The 12,529-nt window shown below is 39.6% G+C and carries 11 protein-coding genes; 7 read left to right on the forward strand and 4 right to left on the reverse strand.

Annotated elements, in window-relative coordinates; translation table 11 throughout:
• Position 1: 1 nt before the first annotated feature.
• Complete coding sequence (locus tag AC58DT_RS07385) at positions 2-949, reverse strand: NAD-dependent epimerase/dehydratase family protein (RefSeq protein WP_497216228.1); 948 nt, start codon at positions 947-949, stop codon at positions 2-4.
• 142 nt (positions 950-1,091) lie between these two features.
• Between AC58DT_RS07385 and AC58DT_RS07390 the strand changes: the two genes are divergently transcribed.
• Positions 1,092-1,658 (forward strand): hypothetical protein, encoded by a 567-nt coding sequence (locus AC58DT_RS07390; RefSeq protein ID WP_497216229.1) that lies wholly within the window; start codon positions 1,092-1,094, stop codon positions 1,656-1,658.
• A 75-nt stretch (positions 1,659-1,733) separates the two neighbouring features.
• On the forward strand, positions 1,734-3,800 hold the full coding sequence (locus AC58DT_RS07395; RefSeq protein ID WP_497216230.1) for a M13 family metallopeptidase: 2,067 nt from the start codon (positions 1,734-1,736) through the stop codon (positions 3,798-3,800).
• A gap of 49 nt (positions 3,801-3,849) precedes the next feature.
• On the opposite strand, the gene AC58DT_RS07400 is transcribed toward AC58DT_RS07395, so the two are convergent.
• Both AC58DT_RS07400 and AC58DT_RS07405 read right to left on the reverse strand, forming a co-directional pair.
• Positions 3,850-4,656 carry an NAD(P)H-binding protein gene (locus AC58DT_RS07400; RefSeq protein WP_497216231.1) on the reverse strand — a complete coding sequence of 269 codons (807 nt, stop codon included), beginning with the start codon at positions 4,654-4,656 and terminating at the stop codon, positions 3,850-3,852.
• The gene (locus AC58DT_RS07405; RefSeq protein ID WP_497216232.1) at positions 4,649-7,015 is read right to left on the reverse strand and encodes a M28 family peptidase; all 2,367 of its coding nucleotides are present in this window, start codon (positions 7,013-7,015) and stop codon (positions 4,649-4,651) included. The genes AC58DT_RS07400 and AC58DT_RS07405 overlap by 8 nt, the downstream gene beginning before the upstream one ends.
• A 122-nt stretch (positions 7,016-7,137) precedes the next feature.
• Here AC58DT_RS07405 and AC58DT_RS07410 point away from each other — a divergent pair, with 122 nt between their 5' ends.
• The gene (locus AC58DT_RS07410; RefSeq protein ID WP_497216233.1) at positions 7,138-7,599 is read left to right on the forward strand and encodes a CBS domain-containing protein; all 462 of its coding nucleotides are present in this window, start codon (positions 7,138-7,140) and stop codon (positions 7,597-7,599) included.
• On the opposite strand, the gene AC58DT_RS07415 is transcribed toward AC58DT_RS07410, so the two are convergent.
• The gene (locus AC58DT_RS07415) at positions 7,600-8,181 is read right to left on the reverse strand and encodes a TMEM175 family protein (protein ID WP_497216234.1); all 582 of its coding nucleotides are present in this window, start codon (positions 8,179-8,181) and stop codon (positions 7,600-7,602) included. It abuts the gene before it with no gap.
• Between the two features lie 240 nt (positions 8,182-8,421).
• Here AC58DT_RS07415 and AC58DT_RS07420 point away from each other — a divergent pair, with 240 nt between their 5' ends.
• The 4 genes from AC58DT_RS07420 (at position 8,422) to AC58DT_RS07435 (ending at position 12,527) form a co-directional block, all read left to right on the forward strand.
• Positions 8,422-8,760, forward strand: coding sequence for a single-stranded DNA-binding protein (locus tag AC58DT_RS07420; protein WP_497216235.1), 339 nt, complete (start codon positions 8,422-8,424; stop codon positions 8,758-8,760).
• Between the two features lie 74 nt (positions 8,761-8,834).
• The gene (gene recQ / locus AC58DT_RS07425; RefSeq protein WP_497216236.1) at positions 8,835-10,919 is read left to right on the forward strand and encodes a DNA helicase RecQ; all 2,085 of its coding nucleotides are present in this window, start codon (positions 8,835-8,837) and stop codon (positions 10,917-10,919) included.
• A gap of 134 nt (positions 10,920-11,053) precedes the next feature.
• Positions 11,054-12,295 (forward strand): peptidase U32 family protein, encoded by a 1,242-nt coding sequence (locus AC58DT_RS07430; RefSeq protein WP_497216237.1) that lies wholly within the window; start codon positions 11,054-11,056, stop codon positions 12,293-12,295.
• A gap of 1 nt (position 12,296) precedes the next feature.
• Positions 12,297-12,527 carry a ferredoxin gene (locus AC58DT_RS07435; protein WP_497216238.1) on the forward strand — a complete coding sequence of 77 codons (231 nt, stop codon included), beginning with the start codon at positions 12,297-12,299 and terminating at the stop codon, positions 12,525-12,527.
• Positions 12,528-12,529: the final 2 nt, after the last annotated feature.

Here is a 12,529-nt window from a genome sequence, read left to right on the forward strand (position 1 = left end):
CCTAATACCTATCCTTTAAATTGGTGAGCATTATTTCGGTCATTTCATCCAAGGAAATTTCGCTTTTCCAACCCCAATCTTCCCGTGCTTCGCTATCATCGATACTTTGTGGCCAACTATCTGCAATAGCTTGTCTAAAATCGGGATCATAACTTATTTTAAATTCGGGGATATGCTTTTGGATGCTTTCGGTAATTTCCTCAGGATTAAAACTCATGGCAGAGAGATTGTACGAGCTTCTAATTTTTATCTTTTCTTTTTCAGTCTCCATAATATTAACGGTTGCTTTTATGGCATCATCCATAAACATCATGGGCAAAGTTGTTTCATCATTTAGGAAACAGATATACTTTTTGTGCTTTAATGCTTTGTGGTAAATATCTACCGCATAATCTGTAGTGCCGCCGCCAGGCAGGGTTTTATAACTGATAAGCCCTGGATAACGAATGCTGCGAACATCCACTCCGTAACGATTGTAATAATATTCGCACCAGCGTTCTCCCGTTTGCTTGCTAATTCCGTACACCGTAGTGGGTTCCATCACCGTGCGCTGTGGCGTGTCCGTTTTTGGAGTGGAGGGTCCAAAAACAGCAATGCTGGAAGGCCAAAATATCTTTTCAATTTTTTTGTCTTTGGCTAAATTCAATACGTGAAAAAGTGAATTCATATTCAGGTTCCAACCTTTCATAGGAAACTTTTCCGCCGTAGCGGAAAGCATCGCCGCCATTAAATAAACGTCTGTTATCTCGTGGCGTATTACCACCTCTTCCACAGCGTTGTAATCCATTGCGTCCAAAATTTCAAAAGGGCCGCTCTTCATCAACTCCTCTTCGCCCTCCCGAATGTCACTGGCTATTACTTTATGGCTTCCAAATTTATTACGAAGGTATAGCGTTAATTCCGTCCCTATTTGGCCGCAGGCGCCTATTATCAAAATTCGCTTTTTCATATGTTTGCTGATTCAAAAAATGAAGTGTAAATATACATATTATCAATGCTTTCAACACCTAAAAATTTTATGTACCATTTGGTTAATAACCAGTATCTTTGTGCCTCTTTTATTCTTTATGAAGTTTTTTATTCCCCTTTTAATGTTTGTCGGTTTTGTTTTTTCCTGCGGAAATGCTTCCGAAGAAAACCAAAAACAAACGCCAACCAATGATGCCTCCATAATTTTTGGAGACAAAAACTACAATTTTCCCACACTTTCGCCTCCAGCAAAAGAACAGGCCGTACGTTGGGGAGTTTTGGAAGATTTTTTAGCCGAAGCGCAAAATGCAAACGGCAGCAATTACCAAGACTTGCGCAACCGTTCCGAACGTTTAAAGGAATATGCAGATTCACTTTTCAGCAACGTCCCCGATACGCTAAACACCAAACCTATCCACAGCCGATTGATGGTACTGAAAACCCGCTCTGCCCTACTTTTTCAGGCGTCCCACCAAGCTACTATTGATTCGTTAAAGGTGCAGCAATCTTTGGAAGAAATGAATGGAGCCGTAAAAAATCTGATTGTTCAACTAAACGAAAAGTTTCAAAAGGACAAAATAGATTTCACAAGAAAGGAAGACGAAGAAAACGAACTGAAAAAACAACAACGCTACAAAGATTCAATCATAAATTTGGAACTTCAGGATAAAAAAAACAAGAAAGTGTAACAAACACAAAGTAAAAGCAACTTATGCTTTCAGCATACTATTAAATCAACAAATACTTTAATCTAAAACCATAAAATGAAGACTAATTTTTTAAAACCCGTTGTGGCCTTTGCAGTTGTTGCCGTAGCCGCAACCGCTTGTAAGGAAAAAACCGAAGTGGCCGTTGCAGACACTGAACCACACGGTATTATCCTCGCAAATATGGACACCACCGTAAGTCCAAAAGATGATTTCTACAATTACGTGAACGGAAACTGGATGAAAAACAATGAAATTCCAGATGATGAAACCAGTTGGGCCGGATTCACAATTCTACGCAAAAAAACCAGCAAGGACATGCTGAACATTTTGGCAAAAGCAAAGGAAAGCGGCAAATACGCCCCCGAAACCGATCAAGCCAAAGCCCTGATGATTTATGAATCAAAATTAGACTCTGTTGCAAGGGACAAAGCTGGTATTGAACCTTTAAAACCTACACTAGAAAAGATTGCTGCCATGAATAGCATGGAAGATTTTCAAAAATTAATGGCTGAAGAAGCCGTTGCGGTTTCACAACCATTTTTGGGTCTTGCAGCATTTTCAAACCCTAACAATAGCGCTATTAACTCTGCCTATATCACGCCAGGCGGTTTAGGGCTGCCAGATCGCGATTTTTACACCAATACAGATCCTGCTTCGGTAAAAATCCGCGAGCAATATGTAGATCATATTACAAGAATGCTTCAATTTTTGGGTGATTCGGAAGAAGCTGCACGCAAGCAGGCTGAAACTATTCTAGCTTTTGAAACTAAGCTAGCCACTCCAAGACTGGATAAGGTTGCAAGCCGCGATTTCAGAAATTTCAACAACCCAAGAAGTATTACCGAATTGCAAAAAATGCTTCCGCAAATTCAATGGGAACAGGCATTTGAGCAAATGGACATCAACAAACAACTGGACACTGTTATCGTGATGCAACCAAAATATATGGAAACATTAAAACAAATGTTTTCAAAACCAGATTTTGATACTTGGAGAACCGTAATGCGTTGGTCTACTTTGAACAATTCCGCTGGAATGTTGACCACAGAAATTGAGAAAGCCAATTTTGATTTTTATGCTACCACATTAAACGGAACCAAAAAACAAAAACCTGCTGACGAACGTGCCCTTGCCACCGTTAACGGAAGTGTAGGTGAAGCTTTGGGCAAACTTTATGTAGATGAAATGTTCCCGCCAGAAGCAAAGGCGAAGGCAGAATCCATGATTGAAAATGTGATTGCAGCTTACAAAGACCGAATTAATGCTTTGGAATGGATGAGCGACAGTACAAAGGTTAAGGCCATTGAAAAACTTAACAAATTCACCGTAAAAGTGGGTTATCCAGACAAGTGGAAAGATTACTCTTCTATGGAGGTGAAACCAGGTAACACCTATTATGACAATATGGTAGCCGTGCAAACTTGGAACCTTAAAGACAACCTTGAAAAAATAGACGAGCCTGTAGACCGTACCGAATGGGGCATGAGCCCACAAACAGTGAATGCGTATTTCAATCCTTTCAATAATGAAATCGTTTTTCCAGCAGCTATTCTTCAACCGCCTTTCTATGACTACAAGGCAGATGAAGCTGTAAACTACGGTGGTATTGGCGCAGTAATAGGCCACGAAATTTCACATGCTTTTGATGACAGCGGTTCGCGTTTTGACGCAAACGGAAACCTGGTAAATTGGTGGACCGAAACCGATCTTAAAAACTTCACCGAACGCGGCAATAAACTTGCCGAGCAATACAGCAATGTGGAAGTTTTGGATAGCGTTTTCATTAACGGACACTTTACCTTGGGTGAAAATATCGGTGACCTTGGTGGGGTGCTTGGCGCTTACGATGGCTTGCAACGTTTTTATAAAGAAAACGGTCGCCCAGATAACATTGACGGGTTAACACCAGAGCAACGTTTCTTTATGAGTTGGGCCACGGTTTGGCGCACCAAATCTCGCGACGAAGCATTGCGTAACCAAGTAAAAACAGATCCGCATTCTCCGGGTATGGTTCGTGCTACACAACCTTTGCTAAACATTGATGCGTTTTACGAAGCTTTTGATATTAAGGAAGGCGACCCTATGTACCTTGCCCCAGAAGATAGGGTACGTATTTGGTAGTTTTAAAGTATTTTATTGAAATGAAAAGGAGCTGTAACAGGCTCCTTTTTTATATAGACGTTTTGAAAGAATAATTTAAAACCGTTTTCAAATTTTCAGAATCCACCTGTTTAAAAATTTCATTTGAGTCGGCTTCAGCGAAAGTTGGTGGCTCTAATCCAAGTTCTTTTGCTTTTTGAAAGTAGTAGTCAGATTTTTTTGGGTGGCTTGGGTTTACGGCATTAAAGACTTTTCCGAAGGCATCCTGTTTTAAAATTTCAACCAAGATGTTAATACAATCATCCCGATGAATCAAATTTACGGGGGCGCTGCCATCTGCCAAATCCTTTCGCCCCGCCAAATATTTTACAGGATTTCTACTGCCACCAAGCAATCCGCCAAAACGTACCACCGTAGTCTGCAGCCCTTCAGCATTCAGAAACAATTCTTCTACCTGTCGCAGTTGCTTTCCGGCAATGGTTTCGGGTTTGGGTTCATCGTGCTCTGTCACCCTACCCTGCGAATCATCGTAAACCGAAGTGCTGCTCACCAAAACCACTTTAGAAACCGAAGCTTCCGTTATTGCAGCCAGCAAATGTGCCATTTTCAAAACATAATCTGCGCCAGTATTCTTCCGAAGCCCGGGCGGAATCATAATAAGCAAACAATCCACATTGTTCAGCAGGGCTTGCACTTCACCCTCGATTCCATTTTCCGAAATTTCCACGGGATAGGCATCAAAGCCGTTTTGCTGCAGTAAAGTAGCTTTTTCAATAGAAGTTACCGAACCCTTTACGGTGTAGCCCAATGTTGCCAAGCGATAGGCCAAAGGTTGCCCAAGCCATCCCAAACCCGCAATTGCAATTGTTTTATTCATACATCAACCTATTTTGTAGATTAGTCTGAAATGTATCAATAACTTTCACTCTTAAGGAATCTACTGAAAAAGTCCGCTTTACCGCAACGGCATCGGTGATTACAAAGGGTTTCGGCATAGTGTAATCGGGTCGTTTTGATATATTAAATTGATCATCTCCCATCAAATCAAAGGAATATTCCATCACCTTAAAGGTTACTGGAGTTCCCTTTGTCGCTGAAAAATGAACTTTCAGGGAATCATTTTCGGAAACGTAATAATTAATAAGCGCACTATTTTTTGTTCCCCGATAGTTTTTTGAAATACTGGAAGCGGGCATTTCCTTTCCGTTGAAAGTCAAAGATTGAAATGTGGCGTTTTCGGCATATAAATCAATTTTGTTCACCTTTCGTTTTGGAACGATGGTAAACTTCACATCCCGAAGATTTTCAACCAGCGTATCTGCCTCCAAAATCACTTCAAAATCGGGAATGGTTTTTAGCGGAGCTTCCTTCGCAAAGCTAAAATCGGTTCCGTATTTATTATAGGATGCTTCCCCCAAAATCTTGGATGCATCTTCAGGCCTTTCACCCAAATATTGTTGTGTCCATGCGTCAATTTCTTTGTCATAGGTAAGCCAATAGGTCTTGTCAATATCTGCATCTTTATAATAAATAAGGCTATTCGGTTTTTTTCGCTCTGCTGAAAAATCACTTTTAAAATGTGCCTTTATGAAGAAGAATGTCGCGAACAGTATACATACAACCGAAAGTAAACCTTTCAATTTATAATATCCAAAAACAGGCCAGAGCAATGCAAAAAGCAGAACAGTGAAAACGCAGCTTATTACCAGCATTTTAAGCCCCAACCCAACTGGGAAAAACTGAATGAGGGGCGCAAATATAAACAAGGCGGGCGCCGCCAAAAATACCATTGCCAAAAGACTAGGTCTTTCCTGCCGCAGCATCACAAAAAACGATACCAACCCAAAAAATACTGGGATTATAAAAAAAGCGGCTCCTTTTAGGACTATAAAAACAGCTAGATTTATTAAAAGCCAAAACAGCAATGGCGCAACATAATATGAAGGTTCATTGAATTTATTGGTGAATTTATTATAAATCGCAAACGTAATTGCCAACGAGAGAAAAACGAAAAAAGCAATATACCAATGTCCATTATAGGTGAAACCTTGCTGGATTTCTAGATACTGCGGATAGAGCACCAAAATCAATTTCCAACCAAAGAAGCCCATAATTCCACATAGAATCAAGGAAAGCAAAAAAGGAACGAAACCCTTCGCCATCACTTTTCCGCTCAATTTTCTTTTGTGGAGTCCGTAAAAAATTAGGAAGAGAAATAGTAAAGTAACTAAAATAAGCATCGGTAAAATCCATGAAAAGGGATAACTTACCATTTTTATTAACGGAAGATTTACATAAACATCGTCCGTCTCAGCTTTCAATTTTGAAAGATCAGTGTTTGCAAAATATTGCAGTAATGGAAGCAAATAGCTGCCTTGATGGGCTAGGCTATTTCGGCTTAGATTATAAAATGTGTCGTTTGCAGTGTGATAATTAAAATGGCTGTCAATAAAGGCGAAGAAAAAACTGGGTATATCTCCGTCTTCCCTAAAAACAGTGGAATCTGTATCGTTCGGAAGCATTTTATAAACGCTGTACATCAATGAGGAAGCAACCGGAAAATCTGGATTGGCCGCTATAAATTCCTTAACCAATTTTGAGTTTCCGCCGTTGGTTTCCAAAATCATATTACTGGGGCCGCTGCTGCCGCGGGCTTCAAAGTTGAGAACCAAACCCACGTTTTTTGCGCAAGGATGTTCATTCACAAAAAGTTTTGCACCATCCAGTCCAATTTCCTCCGCATCGGAAAAAAGAATGATGATGTCGTTTTTAGGCTGCGCCCGTGAAGCCAAATAAGCGCGCACGCTTTCCAGAATAGTAACCACCCCGCTTCCGGCATCGCTGGCACCGAAGGAGGGAACGAGTGCACTATCGTAATGTGAAAGTAATAAAAGCGCTTTCCCATCTTCTGAGCCTTTTATTCGGGCAAGAATATTTATAGGTTTATCAAGCGTTTTCGATTCCGGATTTAAGCTAAATCCCTTTTGAATGTGGGCTTCCAGACCCAATTTCCCCAATTCCGAAATTAAGGCCCTCCGTACTTCTGCATGTCCATCGGATCCTAAATAATGTGGTTTTTTTGAAATTTCGCTTAAAGGCTGCAACGCCCTATCTACTGAAAATTCAGTAGCTGGAGCAGTTTCATCTCCAGAGTATTGCGGTGCCAATCCATAAAAGGAATAAAAGACCATTGCAACTATTAGCAGAAGCGAAAGAATGGCACCGAATTTTTTCATGGTTGGGAAGTTTAGGTGGTTAAAAATACGATTTTAATCTAAAGGAATTTTTTATCGTTATCGATACATTTCTGCGGTTTGATAAAATTGTTTATCTTAGAAGTTCGCAAAAATTTGATACTATGGGAATTAAAAGTTTTATGGGCAGACGGGCCAAGCCCCAAAAAGGTTCTTCGGAAAAAATAAAGGTTTCAGACTATATGACGCGCAACCTCACTACTTTTAAACCTGAGCAATCGGTGCTTGAGGTAATTGAAATTCTTCTAAAGAAAAAAATCTCCGGAGGCCCCGTTGTAAATGATAAAAATGAATTGGTGGGCATTATTTCCGAAGGTGACTGTATGAAACAGCTTAGTGACTGCCGCTACCACAACCACCCCATGGAAGATGTGAAAGTGGAACAACACATGATTACAAATGTTGATACCATTGATGGCGAAATGAACGTACTAGATGCTGCCAATAAGTTTTTGGAGTCAAAACACAGGCGCTTCCCGATTATTGAAAACGGAAAATTGGTGGGACAGATTAGCCAACGCGATGTACTAACGGCTGCAATGAAATTAAAAGGCCAAACCTGGTAACTATTTCTTTTCCTTAAAAATTATCTCAATCCGCTTATCGGGAATTAACCACATAAGCGCAACTAAAATGTATAGCGCTCCCGCAATCCAAGTGCTGTAAAAGGAAACTATGATTGCTATTATGTAAATTATTGGTGATGCTTTTCCTTTTAAATCTTTTCCCAAAGCTTTAGCCAAAAGTGAATCTTTTCCTTGTACAGACAATATTCTATTCTGAAGAATAAAATAGGCCACAGCTGCCATTAAAAGTACTGCCCCATATAATGCCACGGGTAGTTCAGAAAAATGGTTTTCTCCCATCCAGCCGGTAACAAAAGGAATTAACGAAAGCCAAAACAACAGATGTAAGTTTGCCCAAAGAATTCCGCCGCTCACTTTTTCAACCGCATGCATCATGTGGTGATGGTTGTTCCAATAAATTCCGATATAAATAAAACTTAGAATGTAACTTAAAAACACTGGCAGCAATGGTGCCAAATCATTCCATTCAGTTCCGTGGGGCACTTTCAGCTCCAATACCATAATGGTAATTATTATGGCTAGCACACCATCGCTAAATGCTTCCAATCTGTTGCTGTTCATAAGTCAAATTTGTTAAAAATTACTCTTCAATAGTTGAAAGTACGAAAATTTAAATCAAGAACCATTATTTGTAAACTATTGATTTACAAAACCATATCCGTTTTCAAACGCTTACAAACAACTATAAACGAAAGTAAGCGATTAACAACCAACTAGAATTTGGAGTCCGAGGTAAGTTTGTCCTGTCGAATAAAATGAACTTCGATAGTATCAATTGTTTAACATTAAAATTTAGAAATCATGAACGCACTTAGAAACAAAGTACAGTTGATTGGAAGATTGGGCCAAGACCCAGAAATCGTAACCTTTGCCGATGGCAATAAAATTGCAAAATTTTCAATGGCCACAGATGACAGTTACAAAGACAAAGACGGTAAAAAAGTAGAACACACTTACTGGCACAATGTTGTTGTGAAAAGGCCAGGCCTTGTAAACGTAGTTGAAAACTATATTACCAAAGGCAAAGAAATAGTTATTGAAGGGAAACTTACCAATCGTACTTGGGACGATAAGGAAGGCAACAAACACTATATAACCGAAGTATTTTGCAACGAGCTAGTCATGCTGGGGAGTAAATAAATGACTGGCTAACCAAACCCCTGCTTTAAGTGGGGGTTTATTTTTTTAAAGTATGAATCGTTATTTTTACAAAAATGGAAACAACTACCCAGCAAAGCAAATTCGATTTGCTCAAAACACATTTCGGCTACGAGCAATTTCTTCCAAATCAGGAAGAAATTATAAATAATGTTTTAGATCAAAAAGACACCATTGCCATTATGCCCACCGGCGGCGGTAAATCGTTGTGTTTTCAATTGCCGGCTTTGGCTTTGGAAGGAACTACGATAGTCATTTCACCACTAATTGCTTTGATGAAAGATCAAGTGGATGCATTAAAAGCAAATGGTATTTCCGCAGAATTTTTCAATAGTTCCCAACCTTATGAAGAACAGCAGCAGGTTTTAAAAAATCTCCAAAATGAAAATTTAAAACTTTTGTACGTTGCGCCCGAAAGTCTGCCGCAGTTAAACTTTATTCTGAATTCAATAAAAGTTAGTCTTTTTGCCGTTGACGAAGCGCATTGTATTTCCAGTTGGGGTCACGATTTTCGACCAGCATATACACAACTGAAAAGCCTGAAAGAGCAATTTCCAAATGTGCCGTTAATTGCCTTGACCGCAACCGCAGACCGAGCCACTCGGGAAGATATTGCAACACAACTCTCCATGCCTGAAGCCAAAACTTTTATAGCCTCTTTTGATAGACCCAATTTATATTTAGACGTTCGCCCCGGACAAAATCGCAACAAGCAGATTATAGATTTTCTGAAAAACCATTCTGATGAAAGCGGAATCATATATTGTTTAAGTAGAAAAAGTACCGAAAAACTGGCAACAACTTTAAAAACCAAAGGTTACAAAGCTGAAGCCTATCACGCTGGCATGACTTCCGAAGAAAGAAATACGGTTCAAGATAATTTTTTGAACGACCGGACGCCAATTATTGTTGCAACAATTGCTTTTGGAATGGGCATAGACAAAAGCAATGTGCGTTGGGTAATCCACTATAATATGCCCAAAAATATTGATGGTTATTATCAAGAAATCGGCCGGAGCGGACGTGATGGCCTGCCAGCGCATACCATACTTTTTTACAGTTTTGCCGACGTAATCATGCTTCGGAAATTTGCCGAAGGCTCTGAGACAGAAACCTATCAATTGGCAAAACTAGAACGGATGCAACAATTTGCAGAAGCGCTGAGTTGTAGAAGAAAAGCTTTGCTCGGTTATTTTGGGGAACACATAACCGAAGATTGCGGTAACTGTGACATCTGTAAAACCCCTCCCAAATATTTTGACGGAACTTTAATCGCGCAAAAAGTATGCTCTGCCGTTGCACGATTGCAGGAGCAGGAGGCATTGGGAATGGTTTTGGATGTACTCCGAGGTTCACAAAATGCACAAGTTTACGACAAAGGATATCAGAAAATCAAAACCTTCGGCGCCGCTAAAGATATTTCGTGGCGCGACTTGCAGCAGTATGTCATTCAACTTTTAAATCAAGGCGTTTTACAAATTTATTTTCACGAAAACGGTCGTTTATTGCTGACACCTTTCGCTAAAAAGGTTTTATTTGAAGGAAAAAAAGTGAGGTTGGCAAACATCATTCAAGAAGTGGAAAAAGTAAATACCGAACGGGCTCCACGAAAACGCGCCGAGCTTTTCGACAAACTTCGCGAATTGCGCCTAAAACTGGCACAAGAAATTAATAAACCTGCTTTTGTGGTTTTCAGTGACGCTACTTTGGAAGACATGGAATATAAGAAACCAAGAACCCGTGAAGAATTTGCAGAGATTTCAGGAGTCGGTGAAGCAAAATTAGAAAAATATGCAGCTGATTTTCTAAAAGTAATCAATCGACATTTAGATAATTTGGAGAGTGGTCTGCCAACCCACGAACGAAGCTATAAAATGTTTATGGAAGAAAACCTTTCTCCTTCACAAATTGCCGAAAAACGTGGGCTTTCATTAGATTCGGTTTATGGACATTTCATAAAAATGCATCAACTTGGTGAAGCTTTTGACTTTTCACAATTTATTTCTTCCGAAGAAATTCAGCAAATAAAAAATGCTGAAAAAACACTTGAAAATCCCGAAGCCCTAAAACCGTATTTCGAATATTTTGAGGAGAAAATGCCTTATTGGAAGATAAAACTCGGTCTTTACCTAAGAAACTGAAATTATATCAAAGACAAATTTGCGAAATATTGTTTGTTTAATATAAATTTCAAATTCTTTCAAAACCTAACAAATATCATACTTTGTAAAAAAAGCAAATCCGACTTTTGTAGTCATTTTCAATTTTTAAGCAAATGACTACTTCCGGAAAAATAGAATTAATGGCCCCTGCGGGCAATTTTGAATCGTTGCAAGCTGCCTTGGACAACGGTGCTGATTCAGTATATTTTGGTGTGGAACAATTGAACATGCGTGCCCGCGCAAGTATAAATTTCACTATTGCCGATCTTTCTGAAATCGCCAAAAGATGTAAAAAGAAAGGCGTCCGCACTTATCTTACCCTAAATACGATTATTTACGATCACGACCTATCGTTGATCAAAACCTTATTAGATGCCGCAAAAGCTGTGGGATTGACCGCCGTGATTGCAATGGATCAGGCTGTGATTGCCTACGCCCGACAGATTGGAATGGAAATTCACATTTCAACCCAAATAAATATTACAAACATTGAAACGGTAAAATTTTACGCACTCTTTGCAGATACTATGGTGATGAGCCGAGAATTAAGCCTTCGACAAATAAAGAAGATAACCGAACAAATAGAAAAAGAACAGGTTAAAGGTCCTTCGGGGAATTTGGTTGAAGTTGAAATTTTTGGCCACGGTGCGCTTTGCATGGCGGTTTCGGGTAAATGCTATTTAAGTTTACATTCTCACAATTCATCGGCAAACCGTGGAGCGTGTAAGCAGAATTGCAGAAAAAAATACACGGTAATAGACCAGGAAACGGGTTTTGAAATTGAATTGGACAACGAATATATGATGTCGCCCAAAGACCTTTGCACGGTGGATTTTTTGGATAAAGTGATTGAAACTGGGGTAAAAGTTTTAAAAATTGAAGGTCGCGGTCGTGCGCCAGAATATGTTGCCACCGTTACCAAAACCTATCGCGAAGCTATTGACGCCTTTTACAACGGCACATATTCCGAAGAAAAAGTGGAAGATTGGATGGCGGAACTTGCAAAGGTTTATAACCGCGGATTTTGGGGCGGTTATTATTTGGGGCAAAAATTGGGCGAATGGAGCAATACTGAAGGCTCACAGGCCACACAGAAGAAAGTATATATTGGCAAGGGCGTCCATTATTTCCCAAAAACCAAAATTGCAGAATTCAAAATTGAAGCCTACGATTTAAACTTAGGCGATAAAATCTTGATAACCGGACCCACCACTGGCGCAAAGGAATTTGATCTTTCAGAAATGCTTGTAAATGATGAGTCGCTCTCAACAGCAAAAAAGGGCGATTCCTGCACCATCCCGACACCTTTCCGAGTACGTCCTTCAGATAAATTGTACAAAATTGTAGCTTCATAAAATGGTTGTTGTAACACTGCAAAGAAACAAATGTATTGGTTGCAATTACTGCGTAGAACTGGCGCCAAAATATTTCCGGATGTCAAAAAAAGACGGAAAGTGTGTCCTGCTCCATTCCGAAGAAAAGCGTGGGTTTTTTACTTTGAAAATTGCAGATAATGGAGAGTTTGAAACCTGTGAACAAGCCGCAAAGGCTTGCCCTGTTAAAATTATTTCAACAAAATTGATTTAATT

It is taken from the genome of Aequorivita sp. CRS11, assembly GCF_059693805.1.

What these genes read in the sequence shown, in the direction of transcription:
- AC58DT_RS07385 (WP_497216228.1), bottom strand. Translation starts at nt 949, where the DNA reads ATGAAAAAGCGAATTTTGATAATAGGCGCCTGCGGCCAAATAGGGACG.
- AC58DT_RS07390 (WP_497216229.1), top strand. Translation starts at nt 1,092, where the DNA reads ATGTTTGTCGGTTTTGTTTTTTCCTGCGGAAATGCTTCCGAAGAAAAC.
- AC58DT_RS07395 (WP_497216230.1), top strand. Translation starts at nt 1,734, where the DNA reads ATGAAGACTAATTTTTTAAAACCCGTTGTGGCCTTTGCAGTTGTTGCC.
- AC58DT_RS07400 (WP_497216231.1), bottom strand. Translation starts at nt 4,656, where the DNA reads ATGAATAAAACAATTGCAATTGCGGGTTTGGGATGGCTTGGGCAACCT.
- AC58DT_RS07405 (WP_497216232.1), bottom strand. Translation starts at nt 7,015, where the DNA reads ATGAAAAAATTCGGTGCCATTCTTTCGCTTCTGCTAATAGTTGCAATG.
- AC58DT_RS07410 (WP_497216233.1), top strand. Translation starts at nt 7,138, where the DNA reads ATGGGAATTAAAAGTTTTATGGGCAGACGGGCCAAGCCCCAAAAAGGT.
- AC58DT_RS07415 (WP_497216234.1), bottom strand. Translation starts at nt 8,181, where the DNA reads ATGAACAGCAACAGATTGGAAGCATTTAGCGATGGTGTGCTAGCCATA.
- AC58DT_RS07420 (WP_497216235.1), top strand. Translation starts at nt 8,422, where the DNA reads ATGAACGCACTTAGAAACAAAGTACAGTTGATTGGAAGATTGGGCCAA.
- recQ (WP_497216236.1), top strand. Translation starts at nt 8,835, where the DNA reads ATGGAAACAACTACCCAGCAAAGCAAATTCGATTTGCTCAAAACACAT.
- AC58DT_RS07430 (WP_497216237.1), top strand. Translation starts at nt 11,054, where the DNA reads ATGACTACTTCCGGAAAAATAGAATTAATGGCCCCTGCGGGCAATTTT.
- AC58DT_RS07435 (WP_497216238.1), top strand. Translation starts at nt 12,297, where the DNA reads ATGGTTGTTGTAACACTGCAAAGAAACAAATGTATTGGTTGCAATTAC.